Annotated in this window: 18 protein-coding genes and 1 pseudogene; 7 read left to right on the plus strand and 12 right to left on the minus strand. The window is 45.1% G+C overall.

Features of this window, described 5'->3' with window-relative positions; genetic code table 11:
• The first annotated feature begins 66 nt into the window (after positions 1 to 66).
• From VHA02S_RS12425 to VHA02S_RS12435, 3 genes are all read left to right on the plus strand, one after another.
• Positions 67 to 1,281 carry a pyridoxal phosphate-dependent aminotransferase gene (locus VHA02S_RS12425; protein WP_005446588.1) on the plus strand — a complete coding sequence of 405 codons (1,215 nt, stop codon included), beginning with the start codon at positions 67 to 69 and terminating at the stop codon, positions 1,279 to 1,281.
• 83 nt (positions 1,282 to 1,364) lie between these two features.
• Positions 1,365 to 1,949 carry a 5'-deoxynucleotidase gene (gene yfbR, locus VHA02S_RS12430; protein ID WP_026000131.1) on the plus strand — a complete coding sequence of 195 codons (585 nt, stop codon included), beginning with the start codon at positions 1,365 to 1,367 and terminating at the stop codon, positions 1,947 to 1,949.
• 3 nt (positions 1,950 to 1,952) lie between these two features.
• Complete coding sequence (locus VHA02S_RS12435; RefSeq protein WP_045490409.1) at positions 1,953 to 3,287, plus strand: anti-phage deoxyguanosine triphosphatase; 1,335 nt, start codon at positions 1,953 to 1,955, stop codon at positions 3,285 to 3,287.
• A gap of 36 nt (positions 3,288 to 3,323) precedes the next feature.
• Here the strand turns inward: VHA02S_RS12435 and VHA02S_RS12440 are convergent, their stop codons facing one another.
• Entirely contained in the window at positions 3,324 to 3,941 is a 618-nt protein-coding gene (locus VHA02S_RS12440; protein ID WP_038898573.1) for a tRNA-uridine aminocarboxypropyltransferase, read from the minus strand.
• A 3-nt stretch (positions 3,942 to 3,944) separates the two neighbouring features.
• Between VHA02S_RS12440 and rrtA the strand changes: the two genes are divergently transcribed.
• A complete protein-coding gene (gene rrtA / locus VHA02S_RS12445) occupies positions 3,945 to 4,496 on the plus strand; it encodes a rhombosortase (RefSeq protein ID WP_005446582.1) in 552 nt (183 codons plus the stop codon).
• Between the two features lie 152 nt (positions 4,497 to 4,648).
• Here rrtA and VHA02S_RS12450 read toward each other — a convergent pair whose 3' ends face one another.
• The 8 genes and pseudogenes from VHA02S_RS12450 to VHA02S_RS26510 form a co-directional block, all read right to left on the minus strand.
• A complete protein-coding gene (locus VHA02S_RS12450; RefSeq protein ID WP_005446580.1) occupies positions 4,649 to 4,948 on the minus strand; it encodes a ComEA family DNA-binding protein in 300 nt (99 codons plus the stop codon).
• 145 nt (positions 4,949 to 5,093) lie between these two features.
• Positions 5,094 to 6,953 carry a peptidylprolyl isomerase gene (gene ppiD, locus VHA02S_RS12455; protein WP_009698342.1) on the minus strand — a complete coding sequence of 620 codons (1,860 nt, stop codon included), beginning with the start codon at positions 6,951 to 6,953 and terminating at the stop codon, positions 5,094 to 5,096.
• A 215-nt stretch (positions 6,954 to 7,168) separates the two neighbouring features.
• Positions 7,169 to 7,441 carry a non-specific DNA-binding protein Hbs gene (hbs, locus tag VHA02S_RS12460; RefSeq protein ID WP_005430934.1) on the minus strand — a complete coding sequence of 91 codons (273 nt, stop codon included), beginning with the start codon at positions 7,439 to 7,441 and terminating at the stop codon, positions 7,169 to 7,171.
• Positions 7,442 to 7,632: 191 nt separating this feature from the next.
• A complete protein-coding gene (gene lon, locus VHA02S_RS12465) occupies positions 7,633 to 9,984 on the minus strand; it encodes an endopeptidase La (protein WP_005446574.1) in 2,352 nt (783 codons plus the stop codon).
• Positions 9,985 to 10,114: 130 nt separating this feature from the next.
• A complete protein-coding gene (clpX, locus tag VHA02S_RS12470) occupies positions 10,115 to 11,395 on the minus strand; it encodes an ATP-dependent protease ATP-binding subunit ClpX (RefSeq protein ID WP_038898574.1) in 1,281 nt (426 codons plus the stop codon).
• A gap of 71 nt (positions 11,396 to 11,466) precedes the next feature.
• On the minus strand, positions 11,467 to 12,093 hold the full coding sequence (gene clpP / locus VHA02S_RS12475; protein WP_005430931.1) for an ATP-dependent Clp endopeptidase proteolytic subunit ClpP: 627 nt from the start codon (positions 12,091 to 12,093) through the stop codon (positions 11,467 to 11,469).
• A 105-nt stretch (positions 12,094 to 12,198) separates the two neighbouring features.
• Positions 12,199 to 13,503, minus strand: coding sequence for a trigger factor (gene tig, locus VHA02S_RS12480; protein ID WP_009698344.1), 1,305 nt, complete (start codon positions 13,501 to 13,503; stop codon positions 12,199 to 12,201).
• Between the two features lie 302 nt (positions 13,504 to 13,805).
• A pseudogene (locus VHA02S_RS26510) lies at positions 13,806 to 13,991 on the minus strand (hypothetical protein).
• A 39-nt stretch (positions 13,992 to 14,030) separates the two neighbouring features.
• On the opposite strand from VHA02S_RS26510, the gene VHA02S_RS12485 reads away from it, so the two are divergent.
• From VHA02S_RS12485 to VHA02S_RS26350, 3 genes are all read left to right on the plus strand, one after another.
• Complete coding sequence (locus VHA02S_RS12485) at positions 14,031 to 15,824, plus strand: sensor histidine kinase (RefSeq protein ID WP_038898575.1); 1,794 nt, start codon at positions 14,031 to 14,033, stop codon at positions 15,822 to 15,824.
• A 15-nt stretch (positions 15,825 to 15,839) separates the two neighbouring features.
• Positions 15,840 to 17,177, plus strand: a complete 1,338-nt coding sequence (locus VHA02S_RS12490; protein ID WP_005446569.1) for a sigma-54-dependent transcriptional regulator — start codon at positions 15,840 to 15,842, stop codon at positions 17,175 to 17,177.
• Between the two features lie 78 nt (positions 17,178 to 17,255).
• On the plus strand, positions 17,256 to 17,438 hold the full coding sequence (locus VHA02S_RS26350) for a hypothetical protein (RefSeq protein ID WP_026000132.1): 183 nt from the start codon (positions 17,256 to 17,258) through the stop codon (positions 17,436 to 17,438).
• A 57-nt stretch (positions 17,439 to 17,495) separates the two neighbouring features.
• Here VHA02S_RS26350 and VHA02S_RS12500 read toward each other — a convergent pair whose 3' ends face one another.
• The 3 genes from VHA02S_RS12500 to VHA02S_RS12510 all read right to left on the minus strand — a co-directional run bounded on the left by VHA02S_RS12500 (position 17,496) and on the right by VHA02S_RS12510 (position 20,648).
• Positions 17,496 to 18,857 carry a TRAP transporter large permease gene (locus VHA02S_RS12500; RefSeq protein ID WP_038898576.1) on the minus strand — a complete coding sequence of 454 codons (1,362 nt, stop codon included), beginning with the start codon at positions 18,855 to 18,857 and terminating at the stop codon, positions 17,496 to 17,498.
• A 3-nt stretch (positions 18,858 to 18,860) separates the two neighbouring features.
• Complete coding sequence (locus VHA02S_RS12505; protein WP_005446565.1) at positions 18,861 to 19,532, minus strand: TRAP transporter small permease; 672 nt, start codon at positions 19,530 to 19,532, stop codon at positions 18,861 to 18,863.
• A gap of 120 nt (positions 19,533 to 19,652) precedes the next feature.
• On the minus strand, positions 19,653 to 20,648 hold the full coding sequence (locus VHA02S_RS12510; protein ID WP_005446563.1) for a TRAP transporter substrate-binding protein: 996 nt from the start codon (positions 20,646 to 20,648) through the stop codon (positions 19,653 to 19,655).
• Positions 20,649 to 20,689: the final 41 nt, after the last annotated feature.

Here is a 20,689-nt window from a genome sequence, read left to right on the forward strand (position 1 = left end):
TATTCTAATAAAAAACAAATTATTGTATTTTAATAAAGAAATTAACGATTTTTTAGGAATTAAACAATGCAAAATATCGGGATGTCGTCAAAACTCGACAATGTCTGCTACGACATTAGGGGTCCTGTACTCAAACATGCTAAACGCATGGAGGAAGAAGGGCATAAAATCCTAAAGCTAAACATTGGTAACCCCGCCCCATTTGGTTTTGACGCCCCTGATGAGATTCTAGTAGATGTAATCCGTAATCTACCAACTTCTCAAGGCTATTGTGATTCCAAGGGTATTTACTCAGCACGTAAAGCCGTCGTGCAGCACTACCAACGTAAAGGCATCCGTTCTCTGGATGTGGAAGATGTATACGTAGGCAACGGTGTTTCCGAACTCATCGTAATGGCAATGCAAGCGCTATTGAATAATGGCGATGAAATGCTGATCCCAGCACCGGATTACCCATTGTGGACGGCATCTGTTGCGCTATCAGGTGGTAAGCCTGTTCATTACTTATGTGATGAAGGTGCGGACTGGTATCCAGATCTAGAAGACATCAAAAAGAAAATCACGCCAAAAACACGCGGTATTGTTCTCATCAACCCGAACAACCCAACGGGTGCGGTTTACAGCCGTGATTTCCTTTTAGAAGTGATTGAGATTGCGCGTCAACATAAGTTGATGATCTTCGCCGACGAAATCTACGACAAAGTACTTTACGACGGTGCAACACACACTTCTGTCGCAACACTTACTGACGATGTATTGGTAATGACCTTCAACGGTCTGTCAAAAGCATACCGTGTTTGTGGTTTCCGCGGTGGTTGGATGTTCCTAACGGGTCCTAAACATTTGGCTCAAGGCTACATCAACGGTCTCGAACTGCTGTCTTCAATGCGTTTGTGTGCCAACGTACCAATGCAACATGCAATCCAAACCGCGTTAGGCGGCTACCAAAGTATTAATGAGTTAATCCTGCCAGGTGGTCGTCTTCTTGAACAACGAAACCGCGCTTACGAACTGATCAATCAGATCCCTGGGGTTTCGTGTGTGAAGCCAAAAGGCGCGATGTACTTGTTCCCGAAAATCGACACCAAGATGTACAACATCAAAAATGACCAACAAATGGTCTTGGATTTCTTAAAACAAGAGAAGGTATTGTTGGTACAAGGCTCTGGCTTCAACTGGCCAAAACCCGATCACTTCCGTATCGTGACTTTACCCCACGTAGAAGATCTCGAAACCGCGATTAGTCGCTTTGAGCGGTTCTTAACAACGTATAGCCAGTAGTAATTACTACTGAACTCTCATATGCTTAGAGGAGCTCCTAGTGAGCTCCTTTTTTTGTATCAGAATCAAAATTGGAGACAGCAATGAAAGAAAGCCATTTTTTCGCCCACTTGGCACGAATGAAGCTCATCCAACGCTGGCCCTTGATGCGCTCGGTATCACCGGAAAACGTTTCTGAACACAGCTTGCAAGTCGCGTTTGTCGCTCATGCCCTCGCCTTAATCAAAAACAAGAAGTTTGGCGGCAACCTCAATCCTGAACGGATAGCAATTCTAGCCATGTACCACGACTCCAGTGAGGTGTTAACTGGTGACTTGCCAACTCCTGTAAAATACTACAACCCAGAAATCTCCAAAGAATATAAGAAGATCGAAGCAGCTGCGGAACAAAAGTTACTGTCCATGTTGCCTGAGGAGTTTCAAGACGATTTTGCTCCCTACCTGTTGTCGCACTCTGCGCATGAAGAAGATGCATTGATCGTGAAACAAGCTGATTCCATCTGTGCATATTTAAAATGTCTCGAAGAACTTAGTGCAGGTAATCACGAGTTTGCTCTCGCCAAGAAGCGTCTCGACATCACTTTGCAAGAACGTAAAACACCGGAAATGGAATACTTCCTTCATATCTTTGCCCCAAGTTTTGAATTATCGCTGGATGAAATCAGTTAGTTGATGGAGAGAAACGTGTCGTTTGAATTAGATACTTCATGGCAAGAGCGCCATGACGATGAACATAAGATCCGCCGTGACGATCATCGCAGCCCATATCAGCGTGACCGTGCGCGCATCTTGCACTCTGCGGCTTTCCGCCGCTTACAGGCGAAGACTCAGGTCCACGGCAACAGCTTAGAAGACTTCCACCGAACTCGCTTAACCCACTCTCTCGAAGCCGCGCAATTGGGAACGGGTATCGTAGCGCAGCTCAAGAAAAAGCAACCAGAGTTTCGAGATCTTCTGCCGTCTGACAGCTTGATCGATTCTCTCTGTTTAGCACACGACATTGGTCATCCTCCCTATGGACATGGTGGTGAAGTAGCCCTCAACTACATGATGCGTGAGCATGGAGGTTTTGAGGGGAATGCTCAAACATTTCGTATCGTCACCAAACTAGAGCCATATACTGAGCACTTTGGTATGAACTTATCGCGACGCGCGCTACTTGGTTTGATCAAATACCCTGCGCTACTTAGCCAAACTCGTGCAGTCTGCTTACCTGACCCAGTCGAACACCAACGCAAGCTAAAAGCCAAAGACTGGTGCCCAGCAAAGGGGATCTACGACTGCGATAAGGATTTGTTCGATTGGGTCATTGCACCATTAACCGACAACGACAAAGCCTTGTTAAGCCAAATGCGCTGTCGCCCAGAATCAGACTTCGAGCACTGTAAAACTCGCTTCAAGTCACTCGATTGTTCCATCATGGAACTCGCCGATGACATTGCTTATGGCGTACATGATTTGGAAGATGCAATTGTGCTGGGAATGGTCACTCGCCAACAATGGCAAGAAGGAGCAGCAAGCCAACTGGCGGATTGTGGTGACCCGTGGTTTGAAGAGCACATTGGGTCAATCGGGCAGATGTTGTTTAGTGGCAAACATCATGAACGCAAAGATGCGATCGGCGGTATGGTCAATGCGCTACTTACCAGTATCTCAATTAAAGTCGTCGATGAACCATTTAACAATGCGCTGCTGGCTTGGAACGCCTGCTTAGAACCACAGATGGCAAAAGCGCTTGAAGTCCTCAAACACTTTGTTAGTAAGTATGTGATTCAAGTGCATCAGGTGCAGATTGTTGAGTATAAGGGTCAACAGATCATCATGGATTTGTTTGAGGCATTAAGTGCCGATCCTGAACGCTTACTTCCTACACACACCCAAACCTTGTGGCAAACTGCCACCACCGAGAGCGCAAAAATGCGAGTGATAGCAGATTACATCTCGGCGATGACTGACGGGCATGCACAAAAGCTACACCGTCAGTTGTTTTCTTCAATCGTGCTCTAACCGAAAAGGACGGCTGAACCTTAATCCCCTTTCAGCTTAACGAGCTTTCAGATAGTTCTTTTCAAATACGCCCGGAGGCATCTGGGCGATTTGGAACTCAATCATCTTCTCAAACGCCGCCAATAAAGGTGTGAAATCTTGGTTTGGCTCTAACAAGCTTAACGCATGATACCCAGCTTCTACCGTCGATAAGCTGTTTTCAGACGGTGCTTTACGAATGGTGTAGTGACCTTGTAGATTTTCCGGCAACTTCACCGTGGGGATAGACTGTAAATTGGTCGAAAGCTGCCACATCTTGTAAGCTTTCTTCCATGTCCCATCAAGTAAAATCAAACGAGTTTTCTTAGTAGTATCAGATCGTTCATCTGCCAACTGAGAAAGACACAACGACTGATCTGAAGGATACAGAATAAAGTGCTGGTACGTTGCATCCTCAAGCAAGGCATTTAAAACTGAATCGTCAGAAAAATCTTCACCAATCAAGCAAGTACAATGATTTAAGCTTAAATTGAGAATCCGTGCCGTACCGAGAGGACGATGCTCTTCACTCGTATGCTGAAGGATGATAAGTTCAACCTCGTTTGCTAGCGATACAATCCATTGGCAGATACAAGCTTTGCGCGATTTTCCACACTGAGAACAATAACGAGACATAGAGTGAACCTTTATACATTGCTGAGCATCATCAGCGTCATCTGTTTAATACTTCAATTCGAGCCAATGGCAAGTCTAACTGAATGGCATGCATACAATATACGCCATGGTGAATGGTGGCGAATCGTAACAGGAAATTTGACGCATACCAACTTTGCTCATCTTGGTATGAACTTAGCTGGTCTATGGATTATTGGTTTTATTTTCCGCCCTACCGTGCGCAACTTTCTCATTGTGTTCATTGTCTTGTGCGCCTTTGTTGGTGCAATGAACTTGTTCACTAATATGTCGGTTTACGTTGGTTTATCAGGGGTACTGCACGGATTGTTCGGTTTCTGGGCTCTGAGTGAAGTTTTTGATGGCAGAAGAAGCAGCATGCTGCTCGTTGGTGGTCTAATTGCGAAAATCGCCTGGGAACAGTTCTACGGTCCTTCGACTAGTACAGCTGCAATGATTGGGGCTCGTGTTGCTGTTGATGCGCATTTATTTGGCGCAATTGGTGGTCTAGGTATGGCTGGGTTAGAAAAATTGCTACACCGTCGTCTCTTTGGTTAGCTCCCTTGGCAAAACGCTAAAAAGAGCTCTTCACACTCCATTTTCGCATTTAAGCTAACCAAACAAAAAAATCCCGAACCATTAAAGAAGATTGGTTCGGGAAAGCAGTAATAGGAAACAGAAACTTCGCTTTTTAATGGCAAGAACGTTGATTACAACAAAATACGCTCTTCATTCTTTTTCACCGTGGCATCGCCAATGCCCTTCACTTTGGTCAGATCCGCAACGGTTTTAAAAGGACCGTGTTCATTACGATATTCGACGATATCTTTCGCTTTCTTTTCACCAATACCCTTTAGCATGGTGGCAATCTCTTGCGCTGAAGCTGTATTTACGTTTACCGTAATCTCGATACCTTCGTACTTAGCTGCTTTTGTGTTAGCCGACTTACTCTCTTCTGCCCAGCTCATCGGTGCTAAGAGTAATAAGCACAGTGTTAACATCCATTTCATTTGAGCACCCTCCCTTGAGTTTTTGTATTAAAACGAAAACTACTCTATGCAAAGCGCTGTTTATGTTGAAGTTTATTCAAACAAAAATAAAACGGGCCGCGAATGCGACCCGTTTTAGTTAACATGCAAATTACATCAGTAATGCTTAGTTGCTCACAACAAAGTACTCAATGTCAGTGTTTGCGCGTAGTACAGAGATTACCGAAGTAAGATCTTGTTGAGCAGAAGCACGTTGCATTTGCATCGCAACTTGCTCTTCCAATGCGCTGTCTAGCTCAGCATGAACAGCATCAAGCTCAACAACAACAATGTTGCCTTCTAGATCTTTAGATTGACCAAACACTGGCTTGCCATCAACAGGTTTCGCCATTGCAAATACTGTTGCTGCTAGTGGAGAGCGACGATCAACAGACTCTTGCTCACCAAACGCCAAACCATTTTCAGCAAGAATAGCCGTGTTGCCTTCTTTCAGAGCAGCAACAACTTTCGTACCGAGTTCGATCGCACCTTGCTCGCCTTTAACGCGAGACAGTTCTGCAACCACTTGATCTTTCACTTCAGCTAGTGGAAGCACTGTTTCGTCACGAGCATCTTCGACACGAACAACAATGATGTGCTCAGGCGCCACTTCGATTGCTTCAGAGTTCAGACCATCTTCTTTCACTTCTGGGCTCATAATTGCCTGCATCACAGCTTGGTTCTTAAGAACTTCTGGCGCATCAACTTGAGAAATGAAGTCTGTCGTCTTCACTTTTTGACCAACCGCTTTAGAAGCGTCATCTAGCGAATCTGGGTATTCAAACGCTACTTTTTCAAGTTCGTTTTGTAGTTCATAGAACTGATCTACCGCTTTCTGGTCTACCATTTCTTGTTTAATTTCAGCTGCAACTTCAGAGAATGGTTTCGCCACTGCACCTTTTAGCTCTTCAAGCTTAATGATGTGGTAACCGAAATCTGACTTCACTAGACCAGTCATATCACCTGGGTTCTTAAGTGCAAATGCCGCTTCTTCAAAAGATGGGTCCATTACATCACGTTCGATCCAGCCTAGGTCACCGCCATTTTCAGCGCTACCAAAGTCTTCCGATTTTTCTTTTGCTAGTGTAGCAAAATCAGCACCTGCGTTTAGCTCGTCAAGAATTGCTTGCGCTTTCGCTTCATCATCACCTTCAACTAGGATGTGTGCTACGCGACGTTGCTCTTCTGTTGAGTACTTATCTAGGTGCTCGTCGTAGTATTTCTTAACTTCTGCGTCAGAAACTTGGATTTGCTTCTTAAGCTCTTCAGCAGAAAGCTCGATGTAAGCAACTTTAACTTGCTCAGGACGAGTGAAGTTATCTGGGTTTGCTTTGTAGTACTCTTGAATTTCTTCATCAGTAAGATCTACTTTCTTAGCAAACTCAGCCAAATCGATAGTGATTGTGCGAACGTCACGAGTTTGAGTGAACAGCTTGCCTTCTGCCTGAACTTCGCCAGGTAGCGTGAATTCACTTGTTTGCAGTGCGTTCAGCAGTTGCTCACGAACCAATTCACGGCGCATGTACTCTGCGAATGAGTCTGGAGAGAAGCCTGCGCGACGTAGAGACGCTTGGTAGATCTCTTGGTCGAATTTACCGTTAGATTGGAACTGAGGCATGTCTAGAATCATGCTGCGAACTTGTGCATCGCTAATGCGTAGACCTAGAGCTTCAGCTTGTTGGTCAAGTAGCACATCGTTGATCATGCGGTCTAGAACAGATTTGCGGAACGATTCAACGTATGCAGGGTCAGCCAGCATTTGAGAGAAGTAATCACCCAATTGAGCTTGCATGCGGTTACGCTCATTTTGGTATGCCATCTCAAACTCACCACGAGCAATCTCGGTGTTCCCTACTTTCGCTGCCGCGTTGTTGTTACCGCCAACAATGTAGCTACCTACACCAGCAAAAACGAAAGAAAGGATGATAAGTCCAAGGATAATTTTGACCGCGATGCTGTTCACGCCTTCGCGTAGTCGATCCATCATAATTTAACTGCTCTCCACAATTGAAGCCGACTGCTTCTAATAGAAAATGTAATGTCGCGATAATATCAGAAAAAGAAATGCGCATCAGTAGGATGCGCATAATTTAAGAAAGTTCGGCTCTTAGTTTGTAAAATTTTGTTCAAATCTGACTATTTGGACAAAAGTTATGCAATGGCCGTTAGCTGAACCAGCTCTTGTGTCTTCGACACAAAAAATTAGTTACAAGCGTCTTTTAGAGCTTTACCAGCTTTGAAAGAAGGTACTTTAGCTTCTGCGATTTGGATTTCTTCACCAGTTTTTGGGTTACGACCTGTGCGTGCTGCACGAGTACGTACGCTGAATGTACCGAAGCCAACAAGAGCAACTTGGTCACCAGACTGAAGCGTACCACTAACTGCTTCGATGAATGCGTCTAGAGCGCGACCAGCTGATGCTTTAGAGATGTCTGCGTTTTCTGCGATTTGTTCTACTAGTTGAGTTTTATTCACTGTGATTTCCCCTTTGTGTCATCTGTGATTATTTTTGTGATGACTTTCGTTCCATAATTAAAAAAATATGCTTCAACCCTTATCCTTCAAGGGCTGGAAGCTATCGAACTTAACTTAGCGTCCAAAAAAAACGCTGACAAGCCTTTTTAAGCCTATCAGCGTAAAGTTTTACTTATTTTTGCTACACATCACTATTTTTGAGACTGAAACTCAACGCCCGTCGGGTCTCGCTCAAGTGCAACTTTAAGAACTTCGTCGATCCACTGTACCGGGATAACCTTCAGATCCGCGATAACATTTTCTGGAATCTCTTCCAAATCACGCTCATTGTCTTTCGGAATCAGTACCGTTTTGATGCCGCCACGGTGTGCCGCAAGTAACTTCTCTTTTAGACCGCCGATAGGTAGAACTTCACCACGTAAAGTGATTTCACCCGTCATACCCACTTCTGCTTTCACAGGGTTACCTGTCAAGCTAGAAACTAGCGCAGTACACATTGCGATACCCGCACTTGGACCGTCTTTTGGTGTCGCACCCTCTGGTACGTGTACGTGAATATCACGTTTCTCGTAGAAGTCTGAATTAATACCCAACTTCTCAGCACGTGAACGTACAACCGTCATCGCCGCTTGGATAGACTCTTTCATTACGTCGCCAAGAGAACCTGTCTGCGTCAACTTACCTTTACCTGGCATCGCTTCCGTTTCGATCGTCAGTAGATCGCCGCCCACTTGAGTCCAAGCGAGACCAGTTACTTGACCAATACGGTTGCTGTCATCTGCCTTACCAAAGTCATGACGTTGAACACCTAGGTATTCTTTCAGGTTATCCATCGTAACTGTCACTGACTTCAAGCTTGAATCAAGCAGGATGTTCTTCACTGCTTTACGACAGATCTTAGAAATTTCACGCTCTAGGCTACGTACACCCGCTTCACGCGTGTAGTAACGAATGATACCGATGATTGCAGAATCTTCGATGGTAATCTCGTTTGGTTTCAGACCATTACGCTTAACTTGCTTATCAACAAGGTGGCGTTTTGCAATGTTTAGTTTCTCGTCTTCTGTGTAGCCAGAAAGACGAATCACTTCCATACGATCCAATAGCGGTCCAGGAATGTCCATCGAGTTCGATGTAGCAACGAACATAACGTCAGAAAGATCGTAATCTACCTCTAGGTAGTGATCGTTAAACGCATTGTTTTGCTCTGGGTCTAGAACTTCTAATAGTGCTGATGATGGGTCACCACGCATATCTGAAGACATTTTGTCGATTTCATCCAGAAGGAACAGCGGGTTTTTCACACCAACTTTCGACATTTTCTGAATTAGCTTACCCGGCAGAGAGCCGATGTAAGTACGACGGTGACCACGGATTTCCGCTTCATCACGTACACCACCCAATGCCATACGCGTGTATTTACGACCCGTTGCCGCTGCAATTGAGCGACCTAGAGACGTTTTACCAACACCAGGAGGACCTACAAGACAAAGGATTGGACCTTTCAGCTTGTTGATACGGTTCTGCACCGCTAAGTACTCAAGAATACGCTCTTTCACACGCTCTAGACCGTAATGGTCTTCGTTTAGAATCTCTTCGGCTTTCGCCAAGTTCTTCTTCACTTTAGAACGCTTGTTCCAAGGCACGCTTACCATCCAATCGATGTAGCTGCGAACAACTGTCGCTTCTGCCGACATTGGAGACATCATCTTAAGCTTTTGCAGCTCTTGTTCTGTCTTTTCACGTGCATCCTGAGGCATTTTCGATTCTTCAATCTTTTGCTTCAGCGTTTCAAACTCGTCAGGCGCATCTTCCATCTCACCAAGTTCTTTCTGAATCGCTTTCATTTGCTCATTCAGGTAGTACTCACGCTGAGACTTTTCCATCTGCTTCTTAACGCGACCGCGGATGCGCTTTTCTACTTGAAGAAGATCGATTTCTGATTCCATCTGACCCATTAGGAATTCTAGACGTTCAGTTACATCAATAATTTCAAGTACTTGTTGTTTGTCCACCAGCTTAAGAGGCATGTGCGCAGCAATGGTATCTGCTAGACGCGCAGCTTCATCAATACCGCTTAGAGAAGTCAGTACTTCTGGTGGGATTTTTTTGTTTAGTTTGATGAAGCCTTCAAATTGGTTAATCGCACTGCGAACAATCACTTCTTGCTCACGCTCATCCAACTCAGGTGTTACCACAAATTCCGCTTCAGCAAGGAAGAATTCGCTCTCTTTGAAATGGTTGATTTTAGCGCGCTGCTGACCTTCAACGAGCACTTTTACTGTGCCATCAGGTAGCTTAAGAAGTTGAAGAATGGTTGCAACTGTACCTACTTCGAATAGGTCTTCAACCGTCGGCTCGTCAGTGTCAGCTTGCTTTTGTGCCACAAGCAGAACTTGTTTGTTTGTTTCCATCGCTGTTTCTAGACAGCTAATCGATTTCTCACGACCAACAAACAATGGAATAACCATGTGTGGGTATACCACTACGTCACGTAGAGGTAATACCGGGATCTCGATACGCTCGGAACGTTCCAAGTTCATATAATTCTCTCTTCCGCTTTCACGTTTAACGTATTACTTAAGGCAGTATATGGGGGCTAATTATTTGGATTCAATAAAAGAAATAAAAAAAGGAGGTAATTACTTACCTCCTTTTTATTTATGGCTGAATTTATTCTGCTCCAGCTGCCTGATTATCGGCATTGCTGTAGATGAGCAATGGTTCTGATTCACCGTTAATTACTGATTCATCAATCACGACTTTACTTACGTCAGTCGCTGATGGCAGTTCATACATGGTTTCTAACAGAACGCTTTCTAAGATTGAACGTAGACCACGAGCACCCGTCTTACGCTCCATCGCTTTTTTAGCGATAGCACGCAACGCGTCTTCACGGAACTCAAGTTCTGCGTCTTCTAGTTCGAACAATGCTGCATATTGCTTGGTCAACGCGTTCTTCGGTTCACATAGGCTCTGAATTAGCGCTTCTTCATCAAGTTCTGTCAGTGTTGTTGTTACAGGCAGACGACCAATGAACTCAGGGATCAAACCGTACTTCACTAGATCCTCAGGTTCTACCTGAGTAAATAGTTCACCAACGGTTTTGGTTTCGTTCTTCGAGCGCACTTCTGCGCCAAAACCAATACCTGTGCCTGTTGCTACACGTTGTTCAATCACTTTATCTAGACCAGCAAATGCACCGCCACAGATGAACAGGATCTTAGACGTGTCCACTTGTAGGAATTCTTGCTGTGGATGCTTACGACCACCTTGTGGTGGAACCGATGCAACCGTGCCTTCGATAAGTTTTAGTAGCGCCTGCTGAACACCTTCACCAGATACGTCACGCGTAATTGATGGGTTTTCAGCTTTACGAGAAATCTTGTCAATTTCGTCAATGTATACAATGCCGCGTTCGGCCTTCGCTACATCGTAATCACATTTTTGCAGAAGCTTCTGGATGATGTTTTCAACGTCTTCACCAACATAACCAGCTTCGGTTAGTGTGGTAGCGTCAGCCATTGTAAATGGCACATCCAGGAATCGAGCTAGTGTCTCAGCAAGCAGTGTTTTACCACTACCAGTAGGACCAATTAGAAGGATGTTACTTTTACCAAGTTCCACACCTTCGCTCGTTGTATCACCATTGCGTAAACGCTTGTAGTGGTTATATACCGCAACTGCGAGCACTTTTTTCGCGTAATCTTGTCCGATCACATAGTCATCAAGGTGTTCACGGATCTGTTTTGGCGTTGGTAACGCTTCAGATTCTTTCTTAGGGAGAACATCCTTGATTTCTTCGCGAATGATATCGTTACATAAGTCGACACACTCGTCGCAAATGTAAACTGACGGACCTGCGATTAGCTTGCGAACTTCGTGCTGACTTTTGCCACAGAAAGAGCAGTACAGCAATTTGCCGCTGCCGCTTTCTTTGCTTTTATCTGTCATTCGCTAACCTCTTAGCCTTTACTCTTTATGAATGAGTGTATATCAAATTTAGCCAAAATGCGCTGGCTAAATTACTCGCCGCGATGGCTCAACACTGCATCCACAATACCGTATTCTACTGCCTGATCTGCCGACATGAAGTTGTCACGATCAGTATCGCGCTCAATCACTTCAAGAGGCTGGCCAGTATGTTCTGCTAATAGGTTGTTTAGCTTCTGCTTGATAGTCAGGATTTCCTGAGCATGAATTTGGATATCAGAAGCTTGACCTTGGAAGCCACCTAGTGGTTGGTGGATCATCACACGTGAATTAGGCAGAACGTAACGCTTACCTGGCGCACCACCTGCAAGCAGGAACGCACCCATAGAGCAAGCTTGACCCATACATACTGTGCTTACATTTGGTTTGATGAACTGCATTGTGTCGTAGATAGACATACCTGCAGTCACGCTGCCGCCTGGCGAGTTGATGTATAGGAAAATATCTTTATCTGGATTTTCAGATTCTAGGAAAAGTAGCTGAGCCACGACAAGGTTTGCCATGTGGTCTTCCACTTGACCAGTTAAAAAGATCACGCGCTCTTTAAGCAAGCGTGAGTAAATGTCGTAAGAGCGTTCGCCGCGGGAAGTTTGTTCAACCACCATTGGCACTAGCGCGTCAATAATTGGCGACATTGCGTTTTTTTCTTGGTAGCTCATATTCTTATGTCCCTAAAATAAATGGCCCGGATGATGTGTATCATACGGACCATTGTTAGCAGAATAGTCGACGTTAAGTCAACCTTCTACGCAAGATATTGCTTATTAAGCAGCAGGTTGTTGGTTAAGTAGCTCGTTGAAGCTTACTTCTTTCTCAGTAACCTGTGCTTTAGCGATGATCGCGTCGATAGCTTGCTCTTCTAGAGCAACGTTACGCATGTTGTTCATCATTTGCTCGTTTTGCTCGTAGTAAGCAATAACTTCTGATGGATCTTCGTAAGCAGTTGCCATTTCTTCGATTAGCGCTTTCACTTTCTCGTCGTCAGCTTTTAGCTCTTCAGACTTGATTACTTCGCCTAGTAGAAGACCTACAACTACGCGACGTTTAGCTTGCTCTTCGAATAGTTCACGTGGAAGCTGTGCAGCTGCTTCTGGGTTACCACCGAAGCGTTGTGCAGCTTGTTGACGTAGAACTTGGATTTCTTGGTCGATAAGTGCAGCTGGTACGTCGATTTCGTTTTGCTCAACTAGACCGTCGATAGCTTGCTCTTTGATGCGGTTCTTAACAGCTTGCTTAAGTTCGCGCTCCATGTTCTTACGAACTTCAGCTTTAAGTGCTTCAACGCCACCTTCAGCAACACCGAACTTAGAAACGAACTCGTCGTTTAGTTCTGGTAGTTCACGAGCTTCAACTTTGTTCACTTTGATTGCGAACTTAGCTGCTTTACCTTTTAGGTTTTCAGCGTGGTAATCTTCTGGGAAGTTTACGTCGATTTCGAATTCCATACCTTTAGTTTTACCTTCGATACCGTCTTCGAAACCTGGGATCATGCGACCTGCGCCCATTTCTAGTGGGAAGTTCTCAGCTTTACCGCCTTCGAACTCTTCACCGTCGATAGAGCCAACGAAATCGATGCTTACACGCTTACCAGCTTCTGCAGCTTCTTCAACTTCTGCCCAAGTAGCTTGTTGCTTACGTAGAGTTTCGATCATCTCTTCTACGTCTGCATCTTTAACTTCTGTTGTTGGTTTTTCAACAGTGATGCTGTCTAGACCTTTAAGCTCAACTTCTGGGTAAACTTCGAAAGTTGCAGTGAAAACTAGGTCTGCGCCTTCGTTGTTTTCAACTGGAGCGAAAGTTGGAGCGCCAGCTGGGTTGATTTTCTCTTTTACGATCGCTTCGATGAAGTGGCGTTGCATAACTTCACCAAGAACGTCTTGACGTACTGCTTTGCCGTACATCTTAGCAACCATTTTTAGAGGCACTTTACCCTTACGGAAACCATCGAAACGACGGTTTTTAGCGATGTTGCGTAGTTCAGCTGTTACAGCGTCTTCGATGTTTGCAGCTGGAACAGTAATGTTTAGACGGCGCTCTAGGCCTTCTAGCGTTTCAACAGTAACTTGCATTATTTATAAACCTCTAAAGTGGCTCGGTTTGTCCGAGCGTATGAGCGAGACTCTCCGGAGTTCACGCTTCATCCTTGTGTAGTGTCCTGTCCGAACACCTAATTTAAAATCGAGTATCGATGCTGAAAATCAACATCGGACTAATCAGTGATATCTTCGGTGTCATCACCAAAGGTATCTCCTATTAGCCTCAGGACAGAATTTTTAGACGCGACATTCTAGCGATCTGTCGCTACCCTGTCGAGCCAATAGCCACTATGTGGACATTGTCTGCGCTAAATTCTCGAATACTGACCCCAAAATTAGCGAAAAATGCGATTTGAACACCGCTTCATCGCTGTCAGCATATCTAGAATGGGGACAATAGCGACTTTTTCAAGAGAATCGACAGCTTTTTTTATTGAAAAGCCTAAAAAGAGATCTTGCTCTTGTTTTACTCCACAGAGTTGGAAACTAAATCCCTATTCATCTCTACAAACTATTAACATTTTCTTACGTGACAAAAGGAAGATGTCAAGGAGCGTGGGATGTCGCAGAGAAACCGTATTATACTGATTTTTTTCGCCTTCTATTTCCTCTGCGCGTTCATCGGTGGTCACTGGGTTTGGAGCCATAGCTACCAGTCATTACTCGACAAACATCAATCGCAGTTGGAGCGCTTTTCTAGCCATATTCAAAATAAGTTAGATAAATATGCTCACATCCCACACCTGCTTTCTAAGGATGAACCTTTGGTCGAAGCGCTACTTAACCCAGAAAACAGCGCACAACTTGAAATCACCAATCGATACTTAGAATCGGTCAATGGCGTCATTGAAGCGGCTGACACCTATTTAATAGACAAATGGGGAACAACGATCGCTGCAAGCAACTGGCGTAAAGAACGTTCTTTCGTCGGACGCAACTTTGCTTTTCGTCCCTATTTTAAACAAGCGATTACAGGGCAACGCAGCCAATATTACGCGCTGGGTTCAACATCGGGTAAGCGTGGTTATTACTACTCTTACCCTATTGTCTATGCTGGGGGGGTGATCGGCGTCGTCGTGGTTAAAATGGATCTGAGTAAGATAGAGGACAACTGGCAACAACCCAACAGCGTTTTCGTAGCCAGTGACCCGAACGGTATTGTATTTATGAGCAGTCGCAATGACTGGTTGTTCAAAAGCCTGCAGCCTCTCGAAGAGCCAACTGCAGCAGAGGTGTGGGCAAGCAGGCAATATTTGAACACCACAATCGACTCACTTGGATTCGTCGGTGACATGAGCTTAGCGCATACCGAAGCGAAGCAAGGCTACCCCTATAACAAAGGGACACTAGTGGTTTCATCCTTACCTTTAGAAAACCTCAAACTCACTATCCGAGTGCTTTCTCCTAAGCAATCTGTCATCTGGTTCACTATGGGCTATTTGCTTGTTCTCACGCTTGTTTTTACTGTGCTCTTTCTCGTTGGGCAGCTCATTTATCATCGCCAGCAGCGCCATCGACAAATCGAACGCATTCAGCAAGAAGCAAATCAGAAATTGGAATATCAGGTAATGGCTCGCACCGCTGAATTGCAAGCAGAGATAGCACAACGTATCGAGACAGAGCAAACCTTACGCGTTACCCAAGACGAGCTGGTGCAAGCCGCAAAACTTGCTGTGCTGGGACAAATGTCGGCAAGCATCAGTCATGAACTCAATAATCCCCTCGCCGCCATTCGCAGTTTTGCTGAAAACGGTAAGCTTTTCTTGCACAAAGAGAAATATGAACGGACGGAAGATAACTTAACGCGTATATCCGCCCTGACCGACAGAATGGCGAACATCAGTCAGCAGCTGCGCTCTTTTGCTAAGAAGACCAGTGGGAACGAGCTGGCGCAAACTCACCTTCTGCCCGTTATTGCCTCCGCAAAAGAACTGATGAAGCCGGCATTCAAATCAGCCCGAGTGACATTAAATACCAAACTCATAGAACAAGACGTAGAAGTACAGATCAACACAATTCAACTCGAACAAGTGCTGGTGAACTTATTGACCAACGCTATAGAAGCGACCAAAGGGCAAGAAAACAAGCAAGTCCATTTGTCTATCGAAAAAGATATAAAAGCCGAACTCGTATGGATTTATGTCGATGATAATGGCACGGGGCTCGGAGAGTTCACCTTTTCACAGCTATGCGAACCCTTTTTAACCACCAAGCAAAATGGCTTAGGTTTAGGGCTCTCGATATCGCAACAAATTTTAGCTGGTATGAATGGCAAATTAAGCGCCCAGAATCGAGAGCAAGGCGGAGCTCGATTCTCCATTTGCTTACCTCTTATTTCATCACACACCACATAACAAAAGGATTGAACTATGTGTCAGGTGTTTTTTATTGATGACGAAGCCGATCTCAGACTGGCGATCGAACAAACCTTTGAACTGGCAGACATAGAAGCCAAGTTTTTTCCGGATGCAGAGTCGGCTTTAATCGCGATGCAACAAGGAGAAGGCTCGGGAGTGGTCGTCACCGACATCTGTTTGCCGGGCATTTCTGGTATGGATTTACTGACCACATTAACCCAGCGCGACCCAAATTTACCCGTCATCATGATCACAGGACACGGCGACATTTCAATGGCAGTTCAAGCTCTTCATCAAGGAGCCTATGACTTTATTGAAAAACCATTTGCACCTGAGCATCTGGTAGAAACCGTCAAACGCGCAATTGAGAAACGCAAACTGACGAATGAAAATGAGAAACTGCGTCAATCCCTGAAAGCCAGTCAAACCTTGGGACCACGTATTATTGGAGAAACCGAAAGTATCCAACTGCTACGTGAAACCATCACTCACATTGCTGACACCGATGCGGATATATTGCTGTTTGGAGAAACGGGGACAGGTAAAGAACTGATAGCTCGCTCTCTGCACGAACAAAGCTCTCGTCGGAACCAAAACTTTGTCGCGGTAAACTGTGGGGCAGTACCTGAGAACCTCATCGAAAGCGAGCTTTATGGTCACGAAAAAGGGGCGTTTACCGGAGCAGAAAGTCGTCGCATCGGTAAGTTTGAATTTGCACAGGGTGGCACGTTATTTTTGGATGAAATCGAATCTATGCCAGTTCAAGCACAAATCCGTTTACTGCGCGTTTTGCAAGAAAGAGTGATTGAGCGGGTTGGTTCCAATGAGTTATTGCCATTGGATATTCGAGTGATTGCAGCAACAAAGGTGGACTTAAAGCAAGCCTCTGAACAAGGCACATTTCGCCAAGACCTCTATTATCGCCTCAATGTGGTAACACTGGATTTACCGCCGATGCGCGAGCGTAAGGAAGATATTCCCGCACTATTCCACCACTTTTTACTGGTTGCCGCATCACGCTATGGGAAAACCTCCCCTAGCCTCTCCTCACAAGATTTGGCTCAGTTAATGGCACATGATTGGCCGGGTAATGTGCGTGAGTTACGTAACGCGGCAGAACGATTTGTTTTACTTGGGAAACTGATACAGCTAGGCGACGCTTCGTGCACACCTACTTCCCCATCGAGCCTTTCTGAACAAGTGGCAGAGTTTGAAAAAGCAGCCATAGAGAGTGCTCTACTGGAGAACAGCGGGAGTATCAAGCAAACGATGGAACAATTGAATGTGCCTCGAAAAACTCTGTATGACAAAATGCAACGCTATCAGATAGATAAAGATCTATATAAATAAAACGCCGTTTGCGGTTTGTTGTTATATCCAACTTGAATCATACTTTTTACTAGCAAGAGATTAATGGTTCATATGGATATGACAGAGAAAATCAGGATACCCGTTATCACAGATACCGTGATGGTCGACGGGCATTATCAGGAAGAAAGGCGATCCGGTGAAGATCGGCGCAAAAATAGAAAGAAGTGGCTTGGTTACGAGCGCAGAGTCAATCCCGACCCTCGTAGACCTTCCTACAAGTCAATAAACGAAGAGGTGTGAATCGTCACACCTCTTTTGTTTTAACTGTTTCGGCTCTCACCGTTCACTTGCTCGCCGCTACTTAGTAATGATTTCCGGTCCCATCAGCGTCGTTGGCAACCAAGTTGACACCCAAGGAACGTACGTCACGATAATGAGGAATAAGAACATCACCGCCACCCACGGTAGCGCCGCTTTAACCACATTCATCATCGACATTTTGGCGACCCCAGCAGTCACAAATAAGTTAAGTCCAACAGGTGGCGTAATCATGCCAATTTCCATGTTAACGACCATCATGATGCCAAGGTGAATCGGATCGATGCCCAGAGCGATCGCTATTGGGAACACTAGCGGTGCCACAATGATCAACAAGCCAGAAGGTTCCATAAACTGACCACCAATCAACAGCAGCACGTTCACGACAATCAAGAAAGTAATAGGACCTAGCCCCGCCGACAGCATAGATTCAGTGATCATTTGCGGTATGCGTTCTTCTGTCAGCACATGCTTAAGAATCAAAGCGTTGGCAATGATAAACAGTAACATGATGGTCAGCTTGCCTGCTTCATACAAGGTGTGTTTGGTGTCTTTATGAACGAAAGTCTGAAACACTTTAACTAAGGCTGGTTTACTATTTTGCTTATCAGCAAAGGGACCCATATCTTTGTAAACGAAGTTGGCAATGAAGAAGGAATACACCGCCGCCACTGCCGCCGCTTCTGTTGGGGTAAAGATACCGCCGTAGATACCACCCAAAATGATCACCACCAACAACAGACCCCAGCTCGCATCTTTGGCGGCATCAAAGGTTTCTTTCCAACCCACGAAAGGCTGTTTGGGCAAGTTCTTGATTCGTGCGGCAATGTAAATGGCGATCATCAACATCACTCCCGCAAGTAAGCCTGGAATAACACCACCAAGGAACATACGTCCAACCGACACATCAGTTGCAGCGGCGTACACCACCATCACAATCGAAGGAGGAATCAAAATACCCAGCGTACCCGCATTACAGATCACGCCTGCAGCAAACTCTTTGGAGTAACCGTTTTTGATCATACCAGCGATAACGATACTACCGATCGCAACCACCGTCGCAGGGGACGAGCCAGAAAGTGCAGCAAACATCATGCAAGCCACAACTGATGCCATCGCTAACCCACCGCGGAACCAACCTACAATGGCAATCGCGAAGCGGATAATGCGCTTGGCAACGCCACCCGTAGACATAAAGCTAGAGGCCAAAATAAAGAAAGGTATCGCTAACAAGGTGTAGTGGCCAGCAAACGCGTTAAATAAGGTTTGTGCTACCGATGCAAGAGAAGCATCTGAGTGCATCAATAAGAAAAGAATACTGGACAGACCCAGTGAGACAGCAATTGGCACACCAATCAACATGAAGCCAATGACCATCAAGAATAACAACAGAATATCCATGATTTATTGCTCCTTGCGATCTGATGACGAAGAGCCGTTTGGAATCGCATCAGCGGCTTCGCTCAGTTCTTCTTTAAGTGCTTCCAACTCTTCTTCTGCTTCATGACCTGCAATCAAACGGTCTAACTTACCCGTCGCGATCTGCCATGTGATTTGTACAAAACGAAAAGTCAGAAGTGCCATACCAAGAGGTAAAGCAAAGTAAGGAATAAAACGAGGAAGTTTCTCATAACGTTCCCCTTCGTTGAGCCAATCCGCTAGAAACTGAAACATCTCAGGCATAGGAATATCGTCGGTTTCATACCATGCACGCTCAGTGACAAACGGATACCAGTAATTCCAAGAGCCGATTAACAGTAGAATGGAAAATGCCAAACAACACACAGCAGCAAGCAGTGCGAGGATCTTACGTTTGCCTTCAGGGACCATGTTAATGATGACATCAACACCGATATGAAAGTGCTTCTTCACACCGTAAGAGGCACCGACCAGAACCATCCATGCGAACATGAATACCGTCAACTCAAGTGCCCAAAGGATGTTGTCGTTAAAGACATAGCGGAAAATAACATTGGCAAAAGTCAGCAACGTCATTGCACCAAGAAAGAACGCGATCAGCGTTTCTTCAATCGCATCGGTGACTCGTCCTGCCTTGGAAAAAAAAGTCTGTTCCATAATTACATCACGTCATTATTGGGATAAAAGGGTCCCCCTCCTCCATATTGGAGTACGCGAGGACCAATCGTAGTGCTTAGTACTTTTTACTTATGAGCCCAAAGAACTTGGGCTGTTTGATTATTGGTTGGAAGCAAGAGCGGCATTGATAAGATCTGAACCAATGTCTTTCTCGAATTTCTTCCACACAGGTTGCAGTGCCGTCACCCACTCTTGACGCTGCTCAGGCGTTAAAGTACGAACCACACCACCGGCTTCAATGATGTTGTTCTTATTCGCAAGGTTCACCTTGGTTGACTCGGCATTACGCTGAGCCGTCACTTCTTGAATAATGGTATTAAGCTGTTCGCGCTGATCGTCTGGTAACTTTTTCCAGAAATCGTTCGATGTCACAACTAAGTAATCTAGGATGCCGTGGTTAGTTTCAGTAATGCCATCTTGTACTTCGAAGAACTTCTTACCGTAAATGTTCGACCATGTGTTTTCCTGACCATCGATAACTTTGGTTTGAAGACCGCCATACACTTCTTTAAATGACATTTTTTGAGGGTTTGCACCAAGCTGTTCGAACTGAGCCACCAATACGTCGGAAGCTTGTACACGGAACTTCAAACCTTCCGCATCGCTAGGCAACATCAATGGCTTGTTGGCAGACATTTGCTTCATACCGTTATGCCAAAATGCCAGACCTTGCAAGCCACGACGCTTCATTGCATTTTTTAGCTTTTCACCGGATTCCGAGTTTTGGAAACGGTCGACAGCCGCCACATCCTCAAAAAGGAAAGGAAGGTCGAAGATGCGGTATTTCTTGGTGAATTTCTCAAACTTAGAAAGAGAAGGGGCAGCGAGTTGAACATCACCATTAAGCAGAGCTTCAAGCACCTTGTTGTCGTCGTAAAGCGTCGAGTTAGGGAAGACCTGCATGCAAACTTTGCCGTTCATCTCTTCATTTACACGCTTTTCCAGTAGCGAGGCAGCAATGCCTTTAGGGTGTTTATCTGTGTTCGTTACGTGACTGAACTTGATCACGGTTTCACCAGGGTCACAGTTTGCAGCAGCATTAAAGCTGGTGATGGCTAGAGCAGATACAGACAAAAGGGTTAGAGGCTTGAACATTATTATTCTCCTTGTTGAATCACATCCCATCCTTTCCATGA

It is taken from the genome of Vibrio harveyi NBRC 15634 = ATCC 14126 = KCTC 12724 (assembly GCF_001591145.1).
Lineage (GTDB): Bacteria > Pseudomonadota > Gammaproteobacteria > Enterobacterales > Vibrionaceae > Vibrio > Vibrio harveyi.